Origin of the sequence: Bradyrhizobium sp. 159 (genome assembly GCF_023073795.1) — a bacterium.
Lineage (GTDB): Bacteria > Pseudomonadota > Alphaproteobacteria > Rhizobiales > Xanthobacteraceae > Bradyrhizobium.
The window spans coordinates 50,656-75,357 of record NZ_JADPKE010000049.1; the positions used below are offsets into that span (position 1 = coordinate 50,656).

The window sequence follows — 24,702 nt, forward strand, 5'->3', positions numbered from 1 at the left end:
TCACTGGTGGAACGATGGACCTGCTCGCACTCGCCGATTTCAACCTCGTCGCCCGACACGGCGGGTTCGGACGCGCCGCACGGGCCGCCGGGCGCCCGAAAGCCACCCTGTCCCGACGGGTCGCCGAGCTGGAGGCCGCGCTCGACCTGCGCCTGTTCGAGCGCGGCGCGCGCGCCCTGAAACTCACGCAGGAAGGACGCGCCCTTTACGAGCGGACGGGGGCATTGCTCGTCGAGCTCGACGAGACGGCCGCGGCAATCGCTTCGGGTGGGGACAGGCCGCGGGGTCGCCTGCGGATCAGCGCGCCTTTGCTGTTTTCGCAAACTGCAATGGGGAATCTCGCGGCCGGGTTCGCGCTCAGATATCCGGAGGTCCGTCTTGAGGTCACGACGGAAGATCGCTCCGTGGACATGGTGGAGGAAGGGTATGACCTCGTCATTCGGGTCAATCCGGCTCCGGACGAGAGCCTTGTGGGCCGGATCTTTCTGCGCGACCGGCTAGTGGTCGTGGCGAGCCCGGATTTGAAGCGACCGCGGGACGGTATCGCTGTGCCGGCTGTCATGCGCGGAGCGGGCGACCAGCTAACAACCTGGGAGGTGACGGTGCCAGGCGGACGATCGCGCATCACGGTTGATCCGGTCCTTCGCCTGTCATCGCTCGTCATGGTCCGCGATGCAGTCCGGGCGGGCGTCGGCGCCGCGCGCCTTCCCGTGTCACTGGTCAGTCACGACCTGGCTGCCGGCACGCTGGTGCATTGGGGCAACATCGACGGACCAGAGATCGCGTTGTGGACGCTCTATCCATCGCGGCGGCTCTTGAGCGCGCGCGTATCCGCCTTCCTCGACTTCATGAAAGAAGCCTTTCCGATGGGGACGCCTGACGAGTTGGCGGCCTTCATCGGGCGCTGAGAGGCGGCGCGCGCTGCTCGCGCCTGACCGTCAGGCCGGCTCCTCCGCCTTCGTCCCCAGCGGCTTCGGCGCCATACCGCCGCCCGGCTTGAGGTGGAATTCATAGCTCATCAGGTGCCACTGCCCGTTCGCCCTGGTGCCGTCGGGCATCTCAAGGTCGTTGCGCGGCTCGACCTTGGCCACCAGATCGTCCTTCACACCGAACACCACGTCGGAATCCAGGTATTTGTCGCCATCCATGAAGACGTGGGTGATCAGCGGCTCATAACCCTTTGCATTGACCAGGAAATGGACATGCGCCGGGCGCATCGGGTGGCGGTTGGTCTGCATGATCATCTCGCCGACCGGACCGTCGGTCGGGATAGGGTAGCTGCACGGCAGGATGGTGCGAAAGAAGAACCGGCCGTCGTCATCGGTGATGAAGCGCGCCCGCGCTGAGGCGCCGACCTCGTCATAGTTCGGCTTCTGTGAATCGTAGAAGCCGTCATCGTCGGCATGCCAGACGTCGACGGGGACATTCGCGAGCGGCTTGCCCTTGAGATCGGTGACGCGGCTCTGCACGAACATCCGTTCGCCGGTCTGATTGTTCGGCGAGATGTCGGTGCCGTGCGCGGTCACCTTGTGCTCGCCGACGTAGAACGGGCCGAGCACCGTGGTCTGGGTGGCGCCCTCGCGGTCGCGGTGATTGACTGCGTCGACCAGCATGGAGACGCCGAGCACGTCGGATAGCAGGATGAACTCCTGGCGGGTGTCGGTGCATTTCTGGCCGGTGCGGGTCAGGAAATCGATGGCGTATTCCCACTCCTCGAAGGTGAGACCGGTCTTGCTCACGTAATCGTGCAGCGACTTCACCAATTCCTGGAGCAGGAATTTCGCGCGCGGGTCGGGTGTCTGGTCAAAGCTCCGGACGACGGCTTCGGTGAGCTCGGTCTCGTTGAACTGGGTCATGGTGCGTTTGCCTGCGTTTTCTCGTTGGCCCGTTGGGATCTCTTGGGCTGCTTGGAGGCGTTCCAGGTTGGAGCCTACACTAACCGGCCGCCCGGCGTTAAGCGCGACCAGCTTGGAATGAGCCCGCCATTTCGGCTATCAACGGAGCGACAAAAACTGCCCGGAGGAACAGATGCTCGCGCCCACACCCGCCTCGCCCGAATGCGTCGGCATGTCTAAGACCGCACTGGACCGCGTCGATACGCATCTGAAGAACCGGTACATCGACGCGGGCCGGTTCCCCGGCGCGCATCTCCTCGTCTACCGCCGCGGCAAGGTCGCACACAGCTCGGTTCAGGGCCTTGCCGACGTCGAGCGCAAAGTGCCGGTCAAGGACGACACCATCTACCGCATCTATTCCATGACGAAGCCGCTCACCAGCATCGCCTTCATGATGCTGGTCGAGCAAGGTCTCGTCGCGATCGACGAGCCTGTCGCCAAGTACATTCCGGAATGGAAGGATCTCGGCGTATTCGTCGCCGGCACCTACCCGGCCTTCCTGACCCGGCCGCCGTCCCGGCCGATGCTGATCGTCGACCTCCTGCGCCATACTTCCGGCCTCACCTACGGCTTCCAGCAGCGCTCCAATGTTGATGCCGCCTATCGCGCCGAGAAGATCGGGGAGGTCGAGAAGTCCGGCACGCTCCAGACCATGATCGAGAGCCTTGCAAAGATCCCGCTGGAGTTCTCGCCGGGCGAGGCCTGGACCTACTCGGTCGCGACCGACGTGCTCGGCTATCTCGTCGCCAAGATTTCAGGCATGCCGTTCGAGCAGTTCCTGAAAGCGCGCATCCTCGATCCACTCGGCATGACCGACACCGACTTCCACGTGCCAGCCTCGAAGGCGCATCGTTTCGCGGCCTGCTATTCCGCCGATCCAGGCGGCGGAATGACGTTCCATGCCGGCCAGCGGCGCGAGGGCCTGACGCTCCAGGATGATCCGGCAACCAGCTCGTTCCTGTCGCCGCCCTCCTTCATCTCCGGCGGCGGCGGGCTGTGCTCGACGGTCGCCGATTATCTCACCTTCTGCCGCGCGCTGCTCAACGGTGGCGAGCTCGGCGGCGTCAGGCTGATCGGGCCGAAGACGCTGGCGCTGATGACGAGCAACCACATTCCGGGCGGACGCTTCCTGCCCGAGGTGTCACGCTCGCTGTTTTCGGAAGCTGCCTATAACGGAATCGGCTTCGGCCTTGGCTTTGCCGTGACCATGCGCCCGGCCGACACGCTGATCGCCGGCAGCCCCGGCGAATACAATTGGGGCGGCGCGGCGACGACCTCGTTCTGGATCGACCCCGCCGAAGAGCTGATCACGATCTTCATGACGCAGGTATTGCCCTCGAGCGCCTATCCGATCCGTCGCGAGCTGCGCAGCATGGTCTACGCCGCGATCACCGAGAGCAATCTGTAAGGGATGGAATGGATCCCGCGGCCTTGGCCGCGGGATCGCGCCATCAGACGCTCATTTGAGCATCTCCGGCACGATCAGACGCGGCAAGAACAGCGACACGCTCGGCCAAACGATGAGCGCCGCCAGCACGAGCAGCATCGGAATCAGCATGATCACCGTGTCCTTCAGAGCATAACGCAGCCGCACGCCCGCGATCGAACAGGCGATCATCAGACATAGACCATAGGGCGGCGTCACCAGTCCGAAGGCCAGCGAGACGATGGAGATGATCGCGAACTGGACCGGATGGAGGTCGACGGATTTAGCCAGCGGCTCCAGCACCGTGCCGACGATGATGATCGCCGGGATGGCGTCGAGGAAGCAGCCCACCACCAGGAAGCAGAAGGCGATGAAGAAGCCGGCCCCGACGCTGCCCATGCCCCATGTCGAGACGTTGGCCAGCAGCTCTTGCGGGATCCTGTAATAGGCAAGCAGCCAGCCAAACGCGCTCGCGGTGCCGACGCAAAACAGCGCCACGCCGGAAAGGCGCCCGGTATCGAGCAGGGCCTTGTATAATTCGCGCGGGCCTGTCTCGCGATAGAAGAACGCCGAGAGCGCGACGGAATAGAGCACCGCGACGCAGGCGGACTCGGTTGCAGTGAACCACCCGAGCAGAATGCCGCCGACGATGATGAACGGAGTCATCAGCGCTGGTATCGACCGCCAAATGGCGCATCGCATCTCGACCCAGGTCGCCTTCGGATAGGTCGGGTAGCCGCGGCGCACGGCATAGACGTGCACCGTTGCCATCTGCGCGCCCGCGATCAGCAGGCCCGGCACGATGCCGGCCAGATACATCGCCGCGATCGAGGTCGAGATCAGCCCGCCCCAGACGATCATGAGGATCGACGGCGGGATGATGACAGCCAGCACCGCAGAAACCGCGGTGATGGCGATGGAAAAGGAGAGATCGTAGCCTTCCTTGGTCTGTGCATCGATGAAGATCTTTGATTGGCTCGCCGCGTCGGCGGTGGAGGACCCGGAGATTCCTGCAAAGAACACCGACAGCACGACGTTGATCTGCGCCAGGGATCCCGGCCAGTGCCCGACCAACGATCGCGATAGCGCCACCAGGCGGTCGGTGATGCCGCCGATGCTCATCAGATTCGCCGTCAGCAGGAAAAACGGGACCGCGAGCAGGATGAATGAATTGTACGCGTTGAAGGTCTCCTGCGCGAGCGTCATCAGTGACAGGTGCGGCTCGATCAGCAGGATCGGCACGCAGGCAAGGCCGAGCGCGAAAGCGACCGGCACGCGCACGATGAGCAGGCCGATGAAAACCCCGAACAGCACCATCGCGGCCTGTCCAGCAGAGAGTACATTGCCGCTCATCGCCCCGCCCCAACCAGAACGCGCATTTCATCAATGATCTGTTCGCCTGCAAAGACGATCCACGTCGCGCCGGTCACGGGCCAGGCAATGTGAATCAACCAAAGCGGCAGATCGGCCAATTCCGAAGTTCTGTTCCAGGCGAAGCGGGTAAACTCCATGCCGGCCAATAGGAACACCAGCGCCAATGCCAGCACGCCGAGACGGGCGAGGATCCGCACCGCGGCCTCCGATCGCCGCGACAGATTGGGCCACACGTCGACCTCAAAATGCTGCGCTTCCCGCACACCGACCATGGCCCCGATCATGATCGTCCAGATGAAGAGAAACCGCGCCATCTCCTCCGTCCAGATGTAGGAAGGAATGAAGGGCGTGTAGCGCGAGATGATTTGCAGCGTGACCGGAAGAACCAGGATACCGACGCTGGCGGCCAGCAGGAATTCCAGCAGCTTCCCATAGGCCGCCGTGACGCGACGCCACAACGACGGTGTGGACGGGACGGGCATTTCAGACATTGGGGCTCCCTGCGGCAGTTCATCCGCCTTCCGGGCAAGAAGCGGGGCCTGCCCGGACTAATGTCGGCGGACAGAGCGACCTCAGACGACGTTGATCTTCTCGAAAATGGCTTCGGCACCAATTTCCTTGGCGTAGGTGGCCATCACGGGATCGGCGAGCTTCTTCATGGCGTCGCGCTCCTCGAAGGGAACGCGCTTGAGCTTGCCGGCCTTCTCGAGCGTGTCGAGCTTGACGACCTCTTCGCTCGACTCGAGCTGACGGCCGTAGTCGCCTGCCTCCTTGCCGGCCTTCATGATCGCGTCCTGCAGATCCTTCGGCAAGGTCTTCAGCGTCTTCACCGAGAAGCAGATCGGCCGGATCGACACCGCGTGCTGCGTCAGGCTGAGATGCGGGGCCACTTCATAGAACTTCATCGCTTCGACGCCGGCCGCCTCGTTTTCGCCGGCCGATATCACACCATTCTGAATCGCGTTGTAGATCTCGTTATAGGCGATCACCGTCGGGCTCATGCCGACCGCCGCAAACGTCTTCGACCAGATCGGCGCGCCCTGCACGCGAACCTTGAGACCCCTAAGATCGGCGAGATTCTTGAGCGGCTTGTTGGCGAAGATGTTGCGGATGCCACCGCCGGCATAACCGATCAGAACGACCTCGGCCTTCGCCGCGACCTCGTCGGCGATCGGTGTCAGGATATTGGCCTCGACGACCTTGTTCATGTGCTCGATGCCCTTGAACACGAAGGGCGCATCGATGAATGGGGCCGCCTTGGCGAAGGTCGACATATGGGCCGGCGAGACGATGCCGTAATCGACCGCCTTGCCCTGCGACATATACTCGAAATATTGCTTCTCGAGGCCGAGCGAGGAGTTCTTGTGCAGCGTGAAGTTGACGGGCTTGCCGTAGTACTTCCTCACCAGCTCCTCGAACCGGATCAGCGCCCGGTTGAAGGCATGATCGTCGTTGAACTGGACGGCGCCGTTCAGCGTGATCGGTGCTTGCGCCCTGAGGATCGACGGCATGCCGATCGTAGCCGCCGCAGCGGTCGCACCGATACCAGCGAGAAATGACCTTCGCTTCATCGTCTCCCCTCCCTTTGATGCTCCGCCCCTGTGGCCGGGGCGTGAGCGCGGCCGGCTTACGGCCGGCGTTCGGGGAGCGTATGAAAAACTACGGCGGGACGGAAGTCATTTCGCGTACGTTGTCGCTCCTCTTCGTCGCAGAGCTGCGCCTGCGCGATCTGTTGCACTGCAACTCGCGTTCCTGCTGGCGCAAGGCCGCATGCGCCACTTCCGGCTCTCGTAAAAGCGGAAGGCTTGCGGGCCTGTGCGCTGCACGCAGAGGTCCGCCCGCCTCCCGCGAGAGGCCTAGTGCATGTGGCCAATCAGATAGATGCCGCCGCCGATCACAACGATCGCCGGCACGGCCCAGAGAATAAATACGGGCATCAACACTCTCCCTAATTGGATGTGCAGACCTTGACGGTCTTCATGCTGCTCTCAGCCTCGGTACGCGTCTTGTAGACCGTGCCCGAAGGGCTGACGACGGTCATGGAGGCGTCTGTCGGCTTCTTATCGACGACAGTGCACTTCTTGGTCTTGACGTCCTGGACGACGTAGAACTCGTCGGCCGCGAACGCTGGCATGGAGAAAGCAGCAACCATCAGTGCTGCGGTCGCAATCTTCAGCTTCATGTTTTCCTCCTCCAACTTCCGGGCAGTTTGGCCCGGTCAATTTACAACGGGAAAAAGCGGCAACTTGTTCCCTGGGCTGGGAACCTCGCTCACCCCAAGTTGTTGGTGGCACACTTAATTCTTTTGAGGAGAACGAGATGAAAAAACTGTTCCTGCTGTCCGCTGCGGCGGTCCTGATTTCGACCAGCGCTTTCGCGCAGTCCACTGTGGTGACCACCACCGGAACCGGTCACGCGGCGACAGTTCAGATCGAGCCGCAATACCGGACCAAGATCAAATCCTACATCACCGAGCACCGCGTCCGTCCGGTGACGACGAAGGAAAAGATTGTCGTCGGCGCGACGGTGCCGGGTGACGTCGAGCTTGAGGCCGTTCCGGCGGATTGGGGGCCGTCGCTGACGAAGTACCGCTATGTCTATTTCGGCGATCGCGTGATGCTGGTGGATCCGGGTTCACGCACGGTCGTTCAGGAAATCGATTGATCACGACGTGACCTCCGGCGGCTGTCGCCAGCGGCGGCCGCCCACTTGGAGTTGACCGCATGAAATCGCATCGAGAGGCCCGGATCGCCGGGCTCAGTCTGGCGGCTGTCTACGCCACGTGCCTGCTATTGACCGCGATCGCGATGATCTGACCCCCGCCCCGGCTGCATCCCAAAATCTCCCGGCCTGCTCGCGGATGCGAAAAATCGTGGCGCCGGAGAAGTGCTGCCCTTATGGTCTTGCCAAAACCATAATCTAGCGCCGCTGCGCTGGAATCGGGACGCCCGCGTTTGTCAAAGCTTACCCTGCCGGTCCGGCTCGCTCTCCTGGTCGCGGGAACGATGTTGCCGCTGATCATTTTCGCGGTCGGCATCGCCGTCTACAATTACAAGCAGGATCGAACTGACGCGACCAGCCGCGTGCTGGAGAACGTGCGCAGCATGCGCCTTGTGCTGGACTCCGAAGTGCAGCGGATGACCGGCGGCCTGCAGGTCCTGGCGCTGACGAATTCGCTGCGCAACGACGACTTCCAGAACTTCCGCCGCATCGCGCTCGGCTTCCTCGACCAGTATGGCAAGGGCGGTCTCGTGTTGATCTCCGACCGCAAGGGCCGGCTGTTGTTCTCCTCGACGACGGACGACATCGCGAGCCTGCCGCGGCGCGGCAATCTGGAGATCATCGAAAAGGTATTCGCAACCAGGTCGCCGCAATATTCCGACCTGTTCACCGGCGCGATCAACGGGCGGCAGGTGCTCACCGTCGAGGTCCCGGTATTGCGCGATGGCGAGGTGATCTACGATCTCTGCTTCAGCCCGCCGATCAGCATCTTTCAGGAGCTGCTGGAGAAGCAGCGCCCCGACCGGCTTTGGACAGTGGCCCTGCTCGACACCAAGGCCGTCGTATTCGCGCGCGCACCGAACCCTGCCGAGACGGTCGGCAAGCAGGCTTCCGGCGCGCTATACGATGCGATGTCTCGGACGTCGGAGGCAGCCCTTTCGACCGTTTCGCTCGACGGGATCGCGCTCTCCTCAGCTTTTACCAGGTCGCACCTAACCGGTTGGACGGTCGTGGCTGGCGTCGCCGAGAGCTCGTTGATCGCGCCGCTCTGGCACAACATCGCCATCACCAGCCTGATCGGCGGCATCCTGCTGCTGACCGGCCTGACCTTCGCAGTCAGGATGGCGACCACGATTGCGCGCGGTGAGATGCTGCACAATCTGCTGATTGAGGAGCTCAACCACCGGGTCAAGAACACGCTGGCCCTGATGCAGGCGATCGCGGTGCAGACCTTCCGCAGCGCCAGCCGGGACGAGCGGACCAAGTTCGAGGGACGGCTCGGCGCGCTGGCCGAAGCGCACAATCTCTTGAGCCAGGAGAAGTGGGCGGGCTCGGAGCTGAGAGGCGTTATTGCCCGCGCAATTCAGCCGTTCCTGCTCGCCAAGCCCGACCGCATCCGCATGGCCGGCCCGGCTGTGCCGCTGTCGCCGCGGCTCGCCGTGGTGCTGTCGATGATCGTGCACGAGATCGCCACCAACGCCGCGAAATACGGCGCGCTGTCCAACGAGACCGGCCGGGTGACCCTGGACTGGGAGGTCATCGCCGATGCGCCGAAGCCGCGGCTGCGGCTGATCTGGACCGAGATCGGCGGACCGCCGGTGACGGCCCCAGTGCAACGCGGCTTCGGCTCGCGCCTGATCGAGCGCAGCGCGCGCGACCAGCTCGGCGGCGAGGCAACCGTCGACTTCCTGCCGCGCGGCGTCGTCTGCACGGTGACGTGCGCGCTGGATGAGATGCGGTGAACGGAATGAAGGGGCATCGGCGATGAGAATCAACCATGTGCAGATCCTCGAAGCAAAAGCTTTCGCCGCCTGGCGGGCGTCCTCGCTCTGTTGATCAGAGCGTTGCGACCCCTGCTGAGAAGCGCGAAAACGAAAACGCTCGGATCGTACAAACTCCGTAGCGTCTTTGCTTCGTCTCAGCGCCGTCTTCATGTTCACAGAGCTGATGTCAGGCTTTCATCAGTCGGGCGGTTGCCTGACCTGCAGCGAGAAATAGCCAATCTACCCGATCGTCTGCAACGCCGGGAACGTCTCCAGCAGCCAGATGCTCACGTTCGACACCGCGCCGGTGAGGAAGCCGATGCCGGTGATCACCATCAATACGCCCATGGCGCGCTCGACGTTGACGAGCTGGCCCTTCATCCGTGCGAACAGCGCGGAGAACTGCTCGATCATCAGGGCGGCGATCAAGAAGGGAATGCCGAGGCCCGCGGAATAGACAGCGAGCAGGCCCGCGCCCTTGGTGACCGTCGCTTCGGCCGCGGCAATCGACAGGATCGCGGCGAGGATCGGGCCGATGCAGGGCGTCCAGCCGAACGCAAAGGCGAGCCCCATGATGTAGGCGCCCCAGAGCCCGACGGGCTTCGGGATCGGCAGCCGGCCCTCGCGCATCAACAGGCCGATCCGCGTCAGTCCCAGGAAGTGCAGGCCCATGATGATGATGACGATGCCTGCGAGAATCGACAGCTCGGCCGACCAGGCGCGGATCAGGCCTCCGATCAGCGAGGCACTGGCACCGAGCGCCACGAACACGGTCGAGAAGCCAAGCACGAACAGGAGTGCCGACATCATGATCGCGCGCTTGGACGCCGCGGCCGGCTGGTCGCTTTCGACATGCTCGATCGTGGCGCCCGTAAGATAGATCAGATAGGGCGGGACCAAAGGCAGGACGCACGGCGAGAGGAAGCTGACCAGGCCGGCAATCAGCGCCGCCGGAATCGAAACATTTTGCATGATGCAGTCGGAGCCATCTCAGGCCCGGCACGAGGCGCGGGGAACGCGCGCGGACCGGAGCGAACCGGCTCTGGTGTAACCGATGGCTAAGAATGCGCAACAGAGGTGCGCGAAATCCAGGGCTCCTCCCGATGCCGCCCCTGATCACAGATGCGGCATCGGGATGCGCTCAAATCTCGCCGAAAAGCGAGACTCGGCGGCGCGGCTACTTCACCACGCGGAGCAGCGGACGCCGGGGCTGGACCTGCGTCTGCTTGGAAGGGGACGGCGGTTCGCTCGCAGCGCTCCGCAGCATTTCGTCGCACAATGCCTTGAGATCGGCATCGTCAATGCCTTTTAGCTTCATCCTGACGTCGAGAATGACAATGGACAGCAGCTCGGCCGACTCGCGGCTGTTGCTCGCATTGAGAACCCTGCGGCACTCCTCGAGCGTTTCCAGCACCGACTGCAAATGTTCGTCTGAATGCGACACCGGCGTTCTTTCCGTTAAATCGGCCTGCGAGACGTGGTTGTGACGACCCCTTCGGCCCCCGTGGAGCGACAAGGATAACATGAGGCCTCTGAGCCTCTGAACACGATTTCAGTGTGTCTCTGCGGTGAAACCGCGGTTCCCGCCAACATCGTCCCACGACGCCACCGGCAACCATCGGAGCGATCCGGGACCAAACGTCTGGTGTGCAGCGATTGATCCATCCGGGACGATGGCAACGGCTCGCGCGCATGAACGTCCATTGCGGACAGCTCCGACAATCCCGCAGCCATCTCAAGGCTCGCAACGGAACTCACGCAATGACCCCTCAAACGAGCAACAGTCTGCCCGATTCCAACCCCGGCAGCACTCAAATACCGCTCGCGTCGCAGTAAGGATGACGTTCAAAACTCATCACCCCGCAACCCGCCGTGGTTGTAGTTTGCGCCAGATTCTGCCAGTTTAGCAAACCGAAGGGAATTGTATGCACTCCTTGGCGGAAAGGGGCGTTCCGCTGGAAGAACGCCCAAAAACAAATATCAGCGGCCTCTCCGATTGGGACGCGGCCCGCATATTCCTGGAAGTCGTCCGATGTGGAAGTTTCCGCTCGGCGGCCGAACGCCTGTCGCTGTCGATCAACGCCGTCCGTCGCCGGATCGATGATTTCGAGCGTCAGACCGGCACCACCCTGTTCACCCGCGACGTCCACGGCACCCATCTGACCGACGAAGGTGCGACGGTGGTCTCCGCCGTCGAGCGCATGGAGGCGGCGGCCTTCGACGTGCTGCGGACCAGCGATTCGACGGCCAATGCCCTGTCCGGCGAAGTCCGCGTCGCCGTCACCGAGGGACTAGGGACGTTCTGGCTCGCACCGCGGCTGGTTGAATTCCAGCAAGCCTATCCGAAGATCCTGGTCGACCTGCATTGCGCGATGCGTTCGGCCGACGTCTCCCGCCACGAGGCCGACGTCGCCATCCATCTGTCGCGTCCCTCGGCCCTCGACGTCAAGCTGGTGCGGCTCGGCCGTATGCATCTGATGTTCTGGGCCTCGGAGAAATACATCGCAAAACATGGCGCGCCGCGCTCGGCAGCTGAATTGATCAAGCACCGCTTGGTGCTCCAATTCGCCGACCAGCTCGCCGCCAAGGAATCTTTCGAGAGTTTCTTCCCGGGCGTGTCGGAGCGTGACCTTCTGGTCATGAAGACCAACGTCTCGAGCGCTAACTACTGGGCGGTCGCGAATGGCGCCGGAATCGGCGTATTTCCGAGCTACGCCATTGCGCTTGGCGGGAAGTTGATTCCACTGGAGGTCGAGCTGAACCGACCGCTGGACATCTGGCTGTCCTACCATCCCGGTAGCGGCCGGATTCCGCGCGTGCGGCACATGATTGACTGGCTGATCGAGGCTTTCAATCCGGCTCGCTTCCCGTGGTTTAAGGAAGAGTTCGTGCATCCGCATGAATTCAACGACTCGTATATGGGCGAACCCCTGACCCAGCTCTTCGGGGGATTTTCAACCGAAGAACAACGGTGAGAAGTATGAAAACAGCGGCGAAGAGAATGAAGCAGCGCAGTGCCGGCAAGCCGGACATTGAGCTTGGCAAGCGGATCCGTCTGCGGCGCGTCGAGATGAAGATCTCGCAGGCCGAGCTCGGCGAGAAGCTTGGCGTCAGCTTCCAGCAGGTCCAGAAATACGAGAAGGGCGTCAATCGCGTCGGTGCGGCGCGGCTTCAGCAGATCGCCACCGCCCTCGACGTGCCTGTGACCTTCTTCTATGACGGCGACAACAAGGCGCGCGAAGTGGAGAGCCTGCTCTTCCTCGACAGCGCCTTCAGCCTCCGGCTGCTGCGCGCCTACAGCAAGATCAAGGACCAGACGGTGCAGCGTCAGCTCGTCTCGCTGATGGAATCGATCGCAGCGAACGAAGCCTGATTCGATCGACGCTCTGGCCTCAACGGCCGATGTTCAATCCGTCGCGTCACGGGGCGCGGCCGGATTGAACGAGCGGATTGGCTGTATCTGAGCCCGCGCGGGGTGCGCGCGGCCTTCTCGGGGCGGCATGACCGCTCCTTTTTCATGCAATTACTGCCACTCGCCCGCGGGTTTTGCTGCCCCCTCGCCGCGCCATGCGATCGCAGCACAGGCGGATGCAATACACCTCGCCCTACCCGGTTGACCGCGGCGGCGCCCGCGCCGCACATTGCCTCGCCAACGACAGCGAGCGCGCGATGTCCGACATGACCGACACGACAGAAACCGCTTACGCCGACCGCAAGATCCTCAAGCACACGACCGGCGGCGTCGGCGTGATCACCTTCAACAATCCCGACAAACGCAACGCGATGTCGCTGGAGATGTGGGAGGGATTTGGCGAGGCGCTGACCAGCCTGCGCGACGACGAGACCGTGCGCGTCGTGATCCTCCGCGGTGCCGGCGGCAAGGCGTTCGTGTCGGGCGCGGACATCAGCCAGTTCGAGAAGACGCGGCACAACGCGGCGGCGTCCGAGGAGTACGCCAAGCGCAGCGCCGCCCAGCGCGCGCTGCTCGCTGATTATCCCAAGCCGACCATCGCCTGCATCCAGGGTTTTTGCCTCGGCGGCGGCATGCAGGTCGCGATGCTTGCCGACATCCGCATCGCCTCGCACGACAGCCAGTTCGGCATTCCCGCGGCCAGGCTCGGCATCGCCTATGGCTATGAAGGCTTGCGGCACCTGGTGTCGCTGGTCGGCCCGTCCTGGGCGCGCCTGTTGATGTACACGGGCATGCGCATCGATTCCTCCGAGGCGCTGCGCATCGGCCTCGTCGAGCGCGTGATCCCCGACGATCAACTCTGGGGCGAGACCATGGGAATCGCGCAGACCATTTCCGAAAACGCGCCGCTCGCAATCAAGGCCGCCAAGATCACCATCGCGCAAGTTCTGAAGGACGAGAGCCAGCGCGACATGGACACGATCAAGACGATCGGTAACGCCTGCATGGACTCCCAGGATTTTCGTGAGGGCCGGCAGGCCTTCATGGAAAAGCGCAGGCCCAAGTTCCAGGGGCGCTGAAGCTGAACCGACGTTCAGGAAGATTAAATTCCTCGCGCTTTTCAATGCATCAGCAACCAGTTGATCTGTCGAAAGTTCTCCCGCCACCAATGAGGGAGATTGCGATGACACTCAAATTTGCTGTGCTTGGTCTGGCTGCCTTGGGCGGTGCGGCGCTCGCCTCGGGCCCCGCGCTCGCGGCAATGCCGAACGGCATTCCGCAGGCGGACAAGATTGCGAGCGGCCCGGCCGCTGAAGTCGAACAGGTGCGCTGGGTCTGTAACCCCTGGGGCCGCTGCTGGTGGCGTCCGAACTATTACCGCGCCTACGGTTTTTACGGCGGTCCGCGCTTCTACGGTCCGCGTCCGTGGGGCTGGCGTCACCACCACTGGCGCCGCTGGTGAACGACAAAGGGGCCCCAAGGGGGCCCTTTCTTTGGCTACAGCGCCGCGAGCACCGCTTTCGTAATGTCCGCCGTGCCGTTGCTGCCGCCGAACTCCATCGGCTTGATGCCGCCGGCATAGACCTGGTCCACCGCACGCTCGATCGTCTCGCCGGCCTCAGCCGCGCTCTCGATGCCGTGCTTGTCGGCGAGCCAGTCCAGCATCATCGCCGCCGACAGGATCATGCCGGTGGGATTGGCCTTGCCCTGCCCCATAATGTCGGGCGCGGTACCGTGGCAGGGCTGGAACACCGCGTACTTGTCGCCGATATCGGCCGACGGCGCCATGCCGAGGCCGCCGATCAGGCTCGCGGTGATGTCGGAGACGATGTCGCCGAACATGTTCTCCATCACCATCACGTCGAAATCCCAGGGACGCTTCACCAGCATCGCCGAGCAGGCATCGACATAGAGCCGGTCGGTCTTCACCTCCGGATGCGTCTTGGCGATCTCGTCGAAGATGCCGCGGAAGAAGGCAAAAGCCTTAAACACGTTCGCCTTGTCGACGCAGGTGAGTGCACCGGGCTTGCCGCGCGCCCTGCGCCGCTCGGCAAGGCGAAACGAAAACTCGAACAGTCGCTCGGACGTCTTGCGCGTGATCACCATGGTCTCGCGCGCGTCCTCATGGGTGACGATGCCCTTGCCCATCGAGGCGAACAGGCCTTCGGTCGACTCCCTGATCACGACGAGATCGATGCCGCGTTGCTCGGCGCCGACGATCGGGCTCGGCACGCCCGGAATGAGCCGCGCCGGACGCACGCCGGCATAGAGATCGAAGATGAAGCGCAGCTCGATCTGCGGCGCAATCTCGGTGTTGTCGGGGTAGCGCACCGACGGCAGCCCGCAGGCACCGAGCAGGATCGCGTCCGCCTCCTCGCACAGCTTGATCGTGGTGTCGGGCATCGACTTTCCGGTCGCGAGATAATTGTTGGCGCCGGCCGGGGCCTCCGTGAAGCGGAAGCTCAAATCCGATTTCTGCTCGATCCTGCGCAGCACCTCGATCGCCGGCGCCATGACTTCGGGTCCGATGCCGTCACCGGCCAGCACGGCAATGTGGAAGGCGTTATTTGCGGACATGGACGTTCCTGATCCAGGGATGTCATTCCGGGGCGGTCCGCAGGACCGAACCCGGAATCTCGAGGTTCCGGGTTCGATGCTTTGCATCGCCCCGGAACGACGATGTGAAACTACGGCGTCAGCACGGTGCGCCCGACCACCGCGCCCTGCTGCAATTGCACCAGCGCGTCGTTGGCCCTGGCGAGCGGCAGCGGCGTCACCGGGATCGGTGGCACTTTCTTCGTTCGCACCAGATCGAGCAATTCCTGCGTCTCGCGCAAATTGCCGACATAGCTGCCCTGGATCGTCACGGCCTTGATCGGAATCAGCGGCAGCGCCCAGGTCGCGCCGCCGCCGAACAGGCCGACGATGACGAGCTTGCCGCCCTTGGTCAGGCAGTCGAAGCCGAGCTGCGTCGTCGCGGCGTTGCCGACGAGGTCGATCACGGCGCGGATCGGACCGCCCGCCTTCTTGGCGAGTTGCTCCAGCGCATCCGACGCCTTGGGATCGACGGTCGCGAGCGCACCGGCCTTTTCCGCCGCCTCGCGCTTCTTCGCATCGATGTCGATCATGATCGCGCCCTTGCCGCCCATCGCTTTCAAGAGCGACAGCGCCATCAGGCCAAGGCCGCCGGCGCCGAACATCACGATCGGCGTATCGAAATGCTGCTCGACTTTCTTCAGCGCGCTGTAGGTGGTGACGCCCGAGCAGGCGTAGGGGGCGGTTGTCGCGGGATCGAGCCCCCGGAGATTGAGCAGATAGCGCGGATGCGGCACCAGCATGTGATCGGCATAACCGCCATCGCAATAGACGCCGAGCGAGCGCGGCGTCAGGCACATGTTCTCGTCGCCGCCGAGGCAGGTGGCGCATTTGCCGCAACCAATCCAGGGATAGACCAGGCCGACATCGCCGAGCTTGAGGTCGCCCTGGTCGGTCGGCTTCACGTCGGGACCGAACGCCAAAATTTCGCCGACCGTCTCGTGGCCCATCGTCAGCGGCAAATTGATGCCACGGTCCTTCAGCGACAGCGGCTTACGACCGTGACCGAGATCGTAGCCGCCCTCCCAGATGTGAAGGTCGCTGTGGCAGACGCCGGCCGCCTTGACCTTGATCAGAACCTGGGTACCCGACGGCTGCGGCGTGGGCTCGTCGAACTCCTGCAGCGGCGCCTTGAAATCGGCGACCTTGAAGCTCTTCATCGACATCCTCCCGGCATGTTCTTGTTGTCGCGCCACCATGCCATGGCCGACGCGACGAGACAAACCCCGAAGTCGTCTTAGTTTAGGCCAGCGGATGATGGCAAGCCGCGAACTGGCCGATTGCGACCTCGCGCAACTCCGGTATCTGCGCGCTGCATTGCTGATCGGCGCGCGGACAGCGGGTGCGGAAGCGGCAGCCGGACGGCGGCGCAATCGGCGATGGCGGCTCGCCGGTCGCCACACTCTCGGCGGGACGCACGTCCGGATCCGGCACCGGGATCGCCCGCAACAGCAGGTCCGTGTAGGGATGCGCAGGCCTTGCGAACAATTGCTCCGACGGCCCGACCTCGCAGAGCCGGCCGAGATACATCACCGCGACACGGTCGCTGACCGCTTTGACCACCGCGAGATCATGCGCGATGAACAGCAGCGTCAGGCCGAAGCGCGCTTTCATCTCCTCCAGCAGATTGAGAATCTGCGCGCGGATGGAGACGTCGAGCGCCGAGACGGGCTCGTCACAGACGATGAACTCAGGATTGAGCACCAGCGACCGCGCGATGCAGATGCGCTGGCACTGCCCGCCGGAGAATTCATGCGGCAAACGGCCCGCCACGATATCGGGATCGAGCCCGACCGCGACGAGCACCTCGTGAACGCGCCGCTTGCGCTCGGCAGCATCCTTGACGCCGGCGATGATCAGCGGCTCGGCGACGATGTCGCCGATACGCCGGCGCGGGTTGAGCGAGGCGATCGGATCCTGGAAGATCAGCTGCACGCGGCGGCGCATCTTGCGCAGCGCCTCGCCCTCCATCGCCGTCAGATCCTGGCCGTCGAACATCACGCGCCCGGACCTGGCGCGACGCAATTGCAGGACCGCACGCCCCAGCGTCGACTTGCCGCAGCCGGATTCACCGACCAGCCCCAGCGTCTCGCCGCGCGCGACCTCGAAGCTGACACCGGAGACGGCATGCACCGTCTTGTTGCCGAGACCATATTCGACGACGAGATTGTCGACGTTCAGCAGCGGCTCGGGGCGCACGGCAAGCTGCATCATGCGCCGATCCCCTCGGCCATCCGGATCGGATAGAAGCAGGCATAGAGATGCTCCGGCATCTCCGCGCCCTTCAGTTCGGGCTTGGCCTCGTGACAGCGCCCTGCGGCATAGCGGCAGCGCGGCGCAAAGGAGCAGCCACGCAGCGGCCGTGTCGGGTCCGGCGGACGGCCGGAGATCGCAGGCAGCAGCGTATGCGGCGCGGTGTCCAACTTCGGAATCGCCGCCAGCAGCGCCTCGGTGTAGGGCATATGCATGCGCTTGAACAGCGCCGACGTCGGTGCGCGCTCCACCACCCTGCCCGCATACATCACGGCGACCTCGTCGGCCCGGCCGGCGACCACGCCGAGATCATGGGTGATGATGATCATCGCCATGTGACGGCGGCGCTGCTCGCGCGCCAGGAGATCGAGAATCTGCGCCTGGATGGTCACGTCGAGTGCCGTGGTGGGCTCGTCCGCGATCAGCAGCTTCGGTTCGCAGGACAGCGCGATCGCGATCGCGATGCGCTGGCGCATGCCGCCGGAGCATTGATGCGGGTATTGCGCGAGCCGCTGCTCCGGTGCCGGAATGCCAACGGCCGCCAGCAGCTCAATGCTGCGCTTCCGTGCCGCCGCGGCATCCAGCTCGAGATGCTCCTGGATCGTCTCCATCAGCTGGGTGCCGATGGTGAGCACCGGATTGAGCGAGGTCATCGGATCCTGGAACACGACCGCCAGATCGCGCCCACGCAAGCGCCGCAGCCGTTCCGCATCGAGCCGCACCAGATCCTCGCCGTCGAATATCACCCGGCCGGTGAGCTTCGCCTTCTTCGGCAGCAGCTGGAGCACCGCGCGCGACAGCATGGTCTTGCCGCAGCCAGACTCACCGACGATGCCGAGCGTGCGGCCGGCCGCCAGCGACAGGTCGACGTGATCCACAGCACGCAGATTGCCGCGCGGTGTCGGCAGCTCGACCGCGACGTGCTCGATGCTCAGGAGCGGCGCGCTCACAATGCCCCCTGACGCGGGTCGGTCAGCGCCCGCAAGGTATCGCCGACAAGGTTGAAGGCCAGGACGGTCAGGAACAGCGCCGCCGCCGGCAGGAAGGCGAGCCGCGGCGCGATGTCGAGACTGTCGCGTCCTTCGCCGATCATGCTGCCCCAGCTCGCCATCGGCGGCGGCACGCCGAGACCGAGGAAGGACAGCGCGCCCTCGACCACGATGGTGACGGCGACACCGAGCAGGAAGAAGGCGAGCAGCGGCAGGATCACGTTCGGCAGCAGCTCGCGCAAGATGATGCGGGCATGGCTGGCGCCGAGCGCCTCTGCTGCAATCACGAATTCCCGCCGCGCCAGCGTCAGCGTTGCCGCGCGTGCCACCCGCATGAAGGCGGGAATGCCGAGCACGCCGAGGATCAAGGTGAGATTGGGGACGGATTGGCCAAGATAGGCGGTCACGGCCAGCGCGAAGATCAGCGGCGGAAAGGCCAGCAGCACGTCCATGCTGCCGACCACCAGCGTCTCGAACCGGCCGCGGAAGTAGCCGGCGAGCAGGCCGAGCGCGCCGCCGAAAACGAGACTGATCATCGGCGCGATCAGCCCGACTGTCAGCGACACCCGCGCGCCAAAGATCAGGCGAGCGAACTCGTCGCGGCCGAGCCCGTCGGTGCCGAGCCAGTGCTCTCCGGAGAACGCCGCGCGCCGCTCCAGCATGTCCATGTCGGTCGGGTTCTGCAGCGGCAGCACCGGCGCGAGGATCGCGAGCGCAAGAACGATCGCGAGCCAGCCGCTCGCGAGCCAAAACAGCAGACCGAGCTTATGCCTGCCGCGAACGGGCGCGGACGTTGCATCGTCCTGCATCGAGAGCTCAAGCGTGGCCATGGCGGATCCTGGGGTCGAGCACGGCGTAGAGCATGTCGACGATGAAGTTCACGAGCACGAAGCCGCAGGCGACCAGCAGCACCACGCCCTGGAGAATGACAAGATCGCGGGTATAGATCGCGCCGACCAGCAGCCGGCCGATGCCAGGCAGCGCAAAGATCGATTCCACGATCAGCGTGCCGCCGAGCAAGCGGCCGATATTGATCCCGGTCACCGTCACCAGCGTCAGCGACGACGGCTTGAGCGCATGCACGAACAGAATGCGCGCTGGCTTGAGGCCCTTGGCCTTGGCCAACGCGATATAGTCCTCCTGCAAGGTCGCGATCATGTCGGAGCGCAGGACGCGCATGATGCCCGGCCATTCCGCCAGCGCTAGCGTCAGCGCGGGCAGCACGAAGAAGCGCAGATTGGCCAGCGGCGCCTCCGTGAACGGCACATAGCCGGTCGCCGGCAACCAGTGCAGCTCGACCGCGAACAGATAGATCAGGAGGATCGCGGTCAGGAAGGACGGCATCGACAGCATGGCAAAGGCGCTGCCGGTCATGAAGCGGTCGAAGGCGCCGCCGGCGCGCGCGGCGCAGGCGATCGCGAGCGGCACGCCGATCAGGAGCCCGATGAACTCCGCCATCAGCATCAGCTGGAGCGAGACCGGGATGCGCTCGGCCACTGCCTGGAGCACCGTCTGCCCGGTGCGGAAGGAGCGGCCGAGATCGCCCTGCAACACATGACCGAGCCAGCTCAGGTAACGCCACCACAGCGGCTGGTCGAGCCCCATGTCACGGCGCAGCGCCGCAACGTTCTCCGGCGTCGCCTGGTCGCCGAGGATGACCAAGGCGAGATCGCCCGGCAGCAGCGATGCAATCAGGAACGTCAGCAACGAGACGGCCAGCAGAACCGGTAGGATGGCAAGGAGCCGCCGAACGACGAAGTTCAGCATCGCGCTTTCATTCCAGCCAGGTGCTCGAGACGTCGATCACGCCGTTGTAGATTTTCGGAAAGCCTCTCAGCTTGGCGCTCGACAGCGCGTAATAGGTGTTCTGGAACGTCCAGAACCAGATCGCCTCCTTGTTGATCAGGCGGCTGATCGCGCAATAATCCTCGGTGCGCTGTGCCGGATCAGCGGTGACGCGGGCGTGATCGAGCAGCCGGTCGAGCTCGGGATCTGAAAAGCCCGCGAGCGCGAGTGGGCTGCCGCTGCGGAAGTTCGCATACATCTGCGGATCGGGATCGGCGAGATCGACGATGCGCCATGGCGTCAGCTGGAACTGGCGGGCGAAGGCGCGCGACGGAATGGTGGCCTGGTCGACCTGCTCAATCTCCATGTTGGCGCCGACGCGCTTCCAGAACTGCTGGAGCACCTGGCCGATCATGCGACCACGCGGCGTTGCGGTCACCAGCATCTTGAACTCGACCGGCTTGCCATAATCCTTGAGCAGCGCCTTGGCCTTCTCGACATCGAACGGCAGCGCACCGTCGTCCTTGCACTTGACCCAGGAGCCGTCGCCATAGGGATTGCTCGCGGGTCGGCTCAGGCCGTTGCTGATCGCCTGCGACATTTTTGGACGGTCGATCGCCATCACCAGCGCCTGCCGCACGCGGACGTCGTCGAACGGCGCGACCTTGGTGTTGAAGGCATAGACCTGCGCGCCCGAGCCCTTGTAGGTGTGCACGGTGAGCTTGGGATCCTTCTGCGCCCTCATGATGTTGTCGGCGTCGTTCTCGTCGTCCCAGATGATGTCGGCCTCGCCGGATTGCAGCGAGGCGAAGCGCGACTGCGCGTCCGGCAGCGGCTTTAGGATGATGCGGTCAAGATAGGGACGGCCCTTGTCCCAGTAATCGGGGTTCTTTTCCAGCACCATGCGGTCGCCCGCAGTCCAGGATTTCAGCATGTAGGGGCCGGTGCCGACGGGATTGCGATTATAGTCGTCGCCCTTGGTCTTCCAGGCCGTCGGCGAATGCACGACGTTGTTCTGGCTCTGGATGGTTATCGTCGCCGGCAGGTTCACGGCCGGATCGGTGAGATTATAGACGATGGTGTACTCGTCGGGCGCCAGCACCTCCTTGACGTTGGTGATGTAGAAGGCGCAGCGGCACTTGTTGGCGGGGTCCTTCTGCCGGTCGAAATTCTCCTTGAAAGCCTGCGCGTTGAACGGCGTGCCGTCATGGAATTTCACGCCCTGGCGCAGCTTGAAGGTCCAGCTCTTGTAATCATCGGAATGGGTCCAGGACACCGCCAGTTTTGGCGCGGCCTCCCCTTTCTCATCCAGCGTCGTCAGCGTGTCGAAGATTGCGGCGGCCGCGGTGAAGGTGGAGGTGTCGTAGACGCCGACCTTGAGCGGATCGAACCCTGCGATTTCCAGCTCCTGTCCGACGGTGATGCTGCCGCCCGATTTCTGCGCTTGCGCAGGCGCGGCCAGAGCAAATGCCGCGACGAGGAAAATCGGCACGCGCTTGCGTGCGAGTGCAGCCGCCTTCGTCATGATTCCTCCCAGGATCCCTCGTCCGATGTTTCGGATCGTTGAATGACTCGGGAGCGAGATTGGCGACAAATGTCCGCCACGGCAAGAGGAACGCACGAGGGTTCGAGCGCCGCATGCCGCGGCGCGTTGCGTTCAGCGCGTCGCGGCGGTTTTGCCTGACGGAATTGGCGCATCGCTCGCAAGGCCGATCTCGGCGCGCAGCGCATCCGTATGCTCGCCGAGCACGGCCATCGTCTCGGCTGGCGCGGTGTCCGCGCCCGACATCCGGAACGGCAAATTGAGCACCTGGAAGGAGCCGCCTTCATCCCGCACCTCGGACAGCGCCTGCCGTTGCGCGAGCTGCGGATCAGCCAGCGCTTCGGACACGGTGCGATAGGCCGAGGCGGGGACGCCGGCCGCGCCGAGCGCGGCAAGGCATGCATCGGTCGTGAGCTGCCGTGACCAGGCTTCGACGCCGTCCATCATCTCGGCCCAGTTCTCGCGGCGCGCGGCGTAGGTCGAAAAGCGCGGATCGGAAATCCATTGGGGGCGGCCGATCACCTCCATCAGACCTCGAAACGTCTTCTCGCTGGCGATTGTGATCATGACGTAGCCGCTGGCCGTCTCCGTCGGCCCGAACATCGGGCGCGGCGGCGGCTTCACGGCAAATTGCGAGCTCTGCAACTCGGTCAGCGTCAGCGACAGCATCGTTTCCAGCATGGAAACGTCGATATGCTGGCCAAGGCTCGTCACGGTGCGCTGATAGAGCGCGGACGCGATCGCGCCGAAGCCGTAGGTGCCAGTGACGACGTCGGCGTGGTAGATGCCGCAATAGTCGGGACGGCTGCGGCCGGGCTGGTAGGCGAGATGCGCCATGTCGTAGCCCGAGGCCGCATGGATCACCGGCGCATAGGCCGGCAGTTCGGCCGAGGGCCCGGTCTGGCCGTAGCCGGAGATCGAGCAGTAGATCAGCCTTGGGTTGATCTGACGCATGCTGTCGTAGTCGAGCCGCAGCCGGCGCATCACCCCCGGGCGGAAGTTCTCGACGAGGATGTCTGATGTCGCGGCCAGCCGGCGCACCGCCTCCTTGCCGTCCTCGGATTTGAGGTCGAGCACCACGCTCTTCTTGCCGACATTGAGCTGGCCGAACGTGGTGCTGCAACCCTTGCGGAGCGGTGGTCGGGTCCGCATCGTCTCTCCGCCGTCGCTCTCGATTTTGATGACCTCAGCGCCCATGTCGGCGAGCATCCGCGTGCAATGGGGACCGGCAATCGTGGTCGAAAAATCCAGGACCCGCAGGCCCGCAAAGGCCTTTGTCGTCTTCCCCTCATGCTTATCTGCTAGCTGCATCCGCGGAGCCCCATGGAACCTTCAGTGTTCTTTGTTGTTGATGCGCCGACCCTAGAGGGCGGCGGCTGAGTAGGAAAGTCTTTACCGAACGGTCAGGCCGCGTGGGCGGGGATTTGAGTGTGACGGCAACTGGACCCGTTCTTGCATAGAGGCAAGCGGGCTCGGCAGAGGGCAGCTGTTCTTGAGGGTCTTGTTCGTCACGACAGAGATGGACGACTTCGTCCGCGTCGGCGGACTTGGCGCCGTTTCCGCGGCCCTTCCTCGCGCCCTTCGCTCCTTTGCCGATATCCGGATCATGCTGCCCGGCTATCGCGACATCATCGAGCAACTCACGCACATTCAAATCGTTGGCCGCTGTCCGGCATTTGCGGAGATGCCGGCCTGCTCGCTCGGACGGGCCGCGACCAAGGATGGCCTGCCGGTCTACGTGCTGTTGTGCTCACAGCTCTACGACCGGCCCGGCAATCCCTATGGCGACGAATCCGGGCGCGACTGGCCGGACAATGACATCCGCTTCGCGCGCCTTGCCTCGGCCGCCGCTGAGCTGGCCATGGGCACGCTGGACAAGAATTGGGCAGCAGACCTGATCCATGCCAATGACTGGCAGGCCTCGCTCGTGCCGGCCTATCTCGCCTGGCGCGGTGCCAAGCTGCCGTCGATCCTGACCATCCACAATCTCGCCTATCAGGGTCTCTTCCCGAAGGACTCGCTGCGGCGGATCGGCGCTCCGGAGAGCTCGTTCCACATTGACGGCGTCGAATTCTACGACCAGGTCTCCTTCCTCAAGGCTGGGCTGGTCTATGCCTCTCACCTCACCACGGTCAGCGGCACCTATGCGCGCGAGATCACGACGGCCGAATACGGCTGCGGCCTTGAAGGCCTGCTTCGCGTCCGCTCCGACGCGGCCGAGCTCACCGGCATCCTCAACGGCATCGACGAGAGCTGGGACCCACGCTCCTGCGCACAGCTCGCCCAGCAATTCGGCGCGGGCGACTGGGTCGGCAAGAAAGCGAATGCGGACTACGTGCGCAAGCAGTTCGGGCTTGCGGTCTCACGCGGTCCCATGTTCGGCATCGTTGCCCGCCTTGTGCACCAGAAGGGCATCGACCTCGTGCTGTCGGCCGCCGACGAGATCGTCGATGCCGGCGGGCAGATCGTGGTCACCGGCTCCGGTGAGCCGGCGCTCGAGCAAGCCTTGATCGACGCGCACCGGCGCCGCCCCGACGCCATCGGGGTCGTGATCGGCTTCAACGACGCCCAGGCCCGCCGTATTTTCGCCGGCAGCGATTTCACCCTGATGCCCTCACGCTTCGAGCCATGCGGGCTCAGCCAGATGTACGCGCAGCGCTTCGGCTCGCTGCCGATCGGACACCAGACCGGCGGCCTTGCCGAAACCATCACTGACGGCGAGACCGGCTTCCTGTTCTCAAGACCCTCGCGTGAATCCTTCCTCGGCGGCGTCCGCCGCGCGTTCGAGGCGTTCATGGCGCAGGACCAGCTCGATACCATGCGTCGCAGCGCGATGGGACGATCGTTCTCCTGGAGCATCTCGGCCGGCAGCTACAGCGCGCTATACCGGAAGCTGGCGTCGGTGTGAGGCGACACTGTCATTCCAGGGCGCGCCTCTTGGCGCCA

The 24,702-nt window shown here is 64.1% G+C and carries 24 protein-coding genes; 9 read left to right on the forward strand and 15 right to left on the reverse strand.

What is annotated here, in order from left to right:
- Nucleotides 1–14: 14 nt before the first annotated feature.
- On the forward strand, nt 15–908 hold the full coding sequence (locus tag IVA96_RS11935; RefSeq protein WP_247417310.1) for a LysR family transcriptional regulator: 894 nt from the start codon (nt 15–17) through the stop codon (nt 906–908).
- 30 nt (nt 909–938) lie between these two features.
- On the opposite strand, the gene IVA96_RS11940 is transcribed toward IVA96_RS11935, so the two are convergent.
- Complete coding sequence (locus IVA96_RS11940) at nt 939–1,856, reverse strand: intradiol ring-cleavage dioxygenase (protein WP_247279289.1); 918 nt, start codon at nt 1,854–1,856, stop codon at nt 939–941.
- Nucleotides 1,857–2,028: 172 nt separating this feature from the next.
- Between IVA96_RS11940 and IVA96_RS11945 the strand changes: the two genes are divergently transcribed.
- Entirely contained in the window at nt 2,029–3,303 is a 1,275-nt protein-coding gene (locus IVA96_RS11945; RefSeq protein WP_247417313.1) for a serine hydrolase domain-containing protein, read from the forward strand.
- A 51-nt stretch (nt 3,304–3,354) separates the two neighbouring features.
- Here the strand turns inward: IVA96_RS11945 and IVA96_RS11950 are convergent, their stop codons facing one another.
- The 4 genes from IVA96_RS11950 to IVA96_RS11965 all read right to left on the reverse strand — a co-directional run bounded on the left by IVA96_RS11950 (nt 3,355) and on the right by IVA96_RS11965 (nt 6,877).
- A complete protein-coding gene (locus tag IVA96_RS11950; protein ID WP_247279287.1) occupies nt 3,355–4,674 on the reverse strand; it encodes a TRAP transporter large permease in 1,320 nt (439 codons plus the stop codon).
- Nucleotides 4,671–5,186, reverse strand: a complete 516-nt coding sequence (locus IVA96_RS11955; protein ID WP_247279286.1) for a TRAP transporter small permease — start codon at nt 5,184–5,186, stop codon at nt 4,671–4,673. Before IVA96_RS11955 ends, IVA96_RS11950 begins: the two co-directional genes overlap by 4 nt.
- Nucleotides 5,187–5,267: 81 nt before the next feature.
- Nucleotides 5,268–6,266, reverse strand: a complete 999-nt coding sequence (locus tag IVA96_RS11960; protein WP_247279285.1) for a TRAP transporter substrate-binding protein — start codon at nt 6,264–6,266, stop codon at nt 5,268–5,270.
- Between the two features lie 377 nt (nt 6,267–6,643).
- Nucleotides 6,644–6,877, reverse strand: coding sequence for a hypothetical protein (locus IVA96_RS11965; RefSeq protein ID WP_247279284.1), 234 nt, complete (start codon nt 6,875–6,877; stop codon nt 6,644–6,646).
- Between the two features lie 137 nt (nt 6,878–7,014).
- Here IVA96_RS11965 and IVA96_RS11970 point away from each other — a divergent pair, with 137 nt between their 5' ends.
- Nucleotides 7,015–7,359, forward strand: coding sequence for a DUF1236 domain-containing protein (locus IVA96_RS11970; RefSeq protein ID WP_247417319.1), 345 nt, complete (start codon nt 7,015–7,017; stop codon nt 7,357–7,359).
- 341 nt (nt 7,360–7,700) lie between these two features.
- A complete protein-coding gene (locus tag IVA96_RS11975) occupies nt 7,701–9,158 on the forward strand; it encodes a sensor histidine kinase (protein WP_247279337.1) in 1,458 nt (485 codons plus the stop codon).
- Between the two features lie 261 nt (nt 9,159–9,419).
- Here IVA96_RS11975 and IVA96_RS11980 read toward each other — a convergent pair whose 3' ends face one another.
- Both IVA96_RS11980 and IVA96_RS11985 read right to left on the reverse strand, forming a co-directional pair.
- Complete coding sequence (locus IVA96_RS11980; RefSeq protein WP_247279282.1) at nt 9,420–10,151, reverse strand: cytochrome c biogenesis protein CcdA; 732 nt, start codon at nt 10,149–10,151, stop codon at nt 9,420–9,422.
- Between the two features lie 205 nt (nt 10,152–10,356).
- Entirely contained in the window at nt 10,357–10,623 is a 267-nt protein-coding gene (locus IVA96_RS11985) for a hypothetical protein (RefSeq protein WP_346015484.1), read from the reverse strand.
- 481 nt (nt 10,624–11,104) lie between these two features.
- On the opposite strand from IVA96_RS11985, the gene IVA96_RS11990 reads away from it, so the two are divergent.
- From IVA96_RS11990 to IVA96_RS12005, 4 genes are all read left to right on the forward strand, one after another.
- Nucleotides 11,105–12,154, forward strand: a complete 1,050-nt coding sequence (locus IVA96_RS11990; RefSeq protein WP_247279281.1) for a LysR family transcriptional regulator — start codon at nt 11,105–11,107, stop codon at nt 12,152–12,154.
- A gap of 26 nt (nt 12,155–12,180) precedes the next feature.
- On the forward strand, nt 12,181–12,552 hold the full coding sequence (locus IVA96_RS11995) for a helix-turn-helix transcriptional regulator (RefSeq protein WP_014497036.1): 372 nt from the start codon (nt 12,181–12,183) through the stop codon (nt 12,550–12,552).
- A 296-nt stretch (nt 12,553–12,848) separates the two neighbouring features.
- The gene (locus IVA96_RS12000) at nt 12,849–13,670 is read left to right on the forward strand and encodes an enoyl-CoA hydratase (RefSeq protein WP_247417473.1); all 822 of its coding nucleotides are present in this window, start codon (nt 12,849–12,851) and stop codon (nt 13,668–13,670) included.
- 104 nt (nt 13,671–13,774) lie between these two features.
- On the forward strand, nt 13,775–14,053 hold the full coding sequence (locus IVA96_RS12005; RefSeq protein WP_247279280.1) for a hypothetical protein: 279 nt from the start codon (nt 13,775–13,777) through the stop codon (nt 14,051–14,053).
- Nucleotides 14,054–14,088: 35 nt separating this feature from the next.
- Here the strand turns inward: IVA96_RS12005 and IVA96_RS12010 are convergent, their stop codons facing one another.
- The 8 genes from IVA96_RS12010 to IVA96_RS12045 all read right to left on the reverse strand — a co-directional run bounded on the left by IVA96_RS12010 (nt 14,089) and on the right by IVA96_RS12045 (nt 23,067).
- Nucleotides 14,089–15,168 (reverse strand): isocitrate/isopropylmalate dehydrogenase family protein, encoded by a 1,080-nt coding sequence (locus tag IVA96_RS12010; RefSeq protein WP_247279279.1) that lies wholly within the window; start codon nt 15,166–15,168, stop codon nt 14,089–14,091.
- Nucleotides 15,169–15,278: 110 nt separating this feature from the next.
- The gene (locus IVA96_RS12015; protein WP_247417323.1) at nt 15,279–16,346 is read right to left on the reverse strand and encodes an alcohol dehydrogenase; all 1,068 of its coding nucleotides are present in this window, start codon (nt 16,344–16,346) and stop codon (nt 15,279–15,281) included.
- A gap of 82 nt (nt 16,347–16,428) precedes the next feature.
- Nucleotides 16,429–17,400, reverse strand: a complete 972-nt coding sequence (locus IVA96_RS12020; RefSeq protein WP_247417325.1) for an oligopeptide/dipeptide ABC transporter ATP-binding protein — start codon at nt 17,398–17,400, stop codon at nt 16,429–16,431.
- Nucleotides 17,397–18,389, reverse strand: a complete 993-nt coding sequence (locus IVA96_RS12025; RefSeq protein WP_247279276.1) for an ABC transporter ATP-binding protein — start codon at nt 18,387–18,389, stop codon at nt 17,397–17,399. Before IVA96_RS12025 ends, IVA96_RS12020 begins: the two co-directional genes overlap by 4 nt.
- Nucleotides 18,386–19,258, reverse strand: a complete 873-nt coding sequence (locus tag IVA96_RS12030; RefSeq protein ID WP_247417328.1) for an ABC transporter permease — start codon at nt 19,256–19,258, stop codon at nt 18,386–18,388. The genes IVA96_RS12025 and IVA96_RS12030 overlap by 4 nt, the downstream gene beginning before the upstream one ends.
- Nucleotides 19,245–20,195, reverse strand: a complete 951-nt coding sequence (locus IVA96_RS12035; protein WP_247279274.1) for an ABC transporter permease — start codon at nt 20,193–20,195, stop codon at nt 19,245–19,247. Before IVA96_RS12035 ends, IVA96_RS12030 begins: the two co-directional genes overlap by 14 nt.
- A 7-nt stretch (nt 20,196–20,202) precedes the next feature.
- Entirely contained in the window at nt 20,203–21,738 is a 1,536-nt protein-coding gene (locus tag IVA96_RS12040; RefSeq protein ID WP_247417331.1) for an ABC transporter substrate-binding protein, read from the reverse strand.
- A gap of 132 nt (nt 21,739–21,870) precedes the next feature.
- Nucleotides 21,871–23,067, reverse strand: coding sequence for a CaiB/BaiF CoA-transferase family protein (locus IVA96_RS12045; RefSeq protein WP_247417333.1), 1,197 nt, complete (start codon nt 23,065–23,067; stop codon nt 21,871–21,873).
- Nucleotides 23,068–23,248: 181 nt separating this feature from the next.
- Here IVA96_RS12045 and glgA point away from each other — a divergent pair, with 181 nt between their 5' ends.
- Entirely contained in the window at nt 23,249–24,664 is a 1,416-nt protein-coding gene (glgA, locus tag IVA96_RS12050; protein WP_247449696.1) for a glycogen synthase GlgA, read from the forward strand.
- Nucleotides 24,665–24,702: the final 38 nt, after the last annotated feature.

Coding starts and splice junctions, on each gene's coding strand:
- IVA96_RS11935 (WP_247417310.1), top strand. CDS start 15: ATGGACCTGCTCGCACTCGCCGATTTCAACCTCGTCGCCCGACACGGC.
- IVA96_RS11940 (WP_247279289.1), bottom strand. CDS start 1,856: ATGACCCAGTTCAACGAGACCGAGCTCACCGAAGCCGTCGTCCGGAGC.
- IVA96_RS11945 (WP_247417313.1), top strand. CDS start 2,029: ATGCTCGCGCCCACACCCGCCTCGCCCGAATGCGTCGGCATGTCTAAG.
- IVA96_RS11950 (WP_247279287.1), bottom strand. CDS start 4,674: ATGAGCGGCAATGTACTCTCTGCTGGACAGGCCGCGATGGTGCTGTTC.
- IVA96_RS11955 (WP_247279286.1), bottom strand. CDS start 5,186: ATGTCTGAAATGCCCGTCCCGTCCACACCGTCGTTGTGGCGTCGCGTC.
- IVA96_RS11960 (WP_247279285.1), bottom strand. CDS start 6,266: ATGAAGCGAAGGTCATTTCTCGCTGGTATCGGTGCGACCGCTGCGGCG.
- IVA96_RS11965 (WP_247279284.1), bottom strand. CDS start 6,877: ATGAAGCTGAAGATTGCGACCGCAGCACTGATGGTTGCTGCTTTCTCC.
- IVA96_RS11970 (WP_247417319.1), top strand. CDS start 7,015: ATGAAAAAACTGTTCCTGCTGTCCGCTGCGGCGGTCCTGATTTCGACC.
- IVA96_RS11975 (WP_247279337.1), top strand. CDS start 7,701: ATGTTGCCGCTGATCATTTTCGCGGTCGGCATCGCCGTCTACAATTAC.
- IVA96_RS11980 (WP_247279282.1), bottom strand. CDS start 10,151: ATGCAAAATGTTTCGATTCCGGCGGCGCTGATTGCCGGCCTGGTCAGC.
- IVA96_RS11990 (WP_247279281.1), top strand. CDS start 11,105: ATGCACTCCTTGGCGGAAAGGGGCGTTCCGCTGGAAGAACGCCCAAAA.
- IVA96_RS11995 (WP_014497036.1), top strand. CDS start 12,181: ATGAAGCAGCGCAGTGCCGGCAAGCCGGACATTGAGCTTGGCAAGCGG.
- IVA96_RS12000 (WP_247417473.1), top strand. CDS start 12,849: ATGTCCGACATGACCGACACGACAGAAACCGCTTACGCCGACCGCAAG.
- IVA96_RS12005 (WP_247279280.1), top strand. CDS start 13,775: ATGACACTCAAATTTGCTGTGCTTGGTCTGGCTGCCTTGGGCGGTGCG.
- IVA96_RS12010 (WP_247279279.1), bottom strand. CDS start 15,168: ATGTCCGCAAATAACGCCTTCCACATTGCCGTGCTGGCCGGTGACGGC.
- IVA96_RS12015 (WP_247417323.1), bottom strand. CDS start 16,346: ATGAAGAGCTTCAAGGTCGCCGATTTCAAGGCGCCGCTGCAGGAGTTC.
- IVA96_RS12020 (WP_247417325.1), bottom strand. CDS start 17,400: ATGATGCAGCTTGCCGTGCGCCCCGAGCCGCTGCTGAACGTCGACAAT.
- IVA96_RS12030 (WP_247417328.1), bottom strand. CDS start 19,258: ATGGCCACGCTTGAGCTCTCGATGCAGGACGATGCAACGTCCGCGCCC.
- IVA96_RS12035 (WP_247279274.1), bottom strand. CDS start 20,195: ATGCTGAACTTCGTCGTTCGGCGGCTCCTTGCCATCCTACCGGTTCTG.
- IVA96_RS12040 (WP_247417331.1), bottom strand. CDS start 21,738: ATGACGAAGGCGGCTGCACTCGCACGCAAGCGCGTGCCGATTTTCCTC.
- IVA96_RS12045 (WP_247417333.1), bottom strand. CDS start 23,067: ATGCAGCTAGCAGATAAGCATGAGGGGAAGACGACAAAGGCCTTTGCG.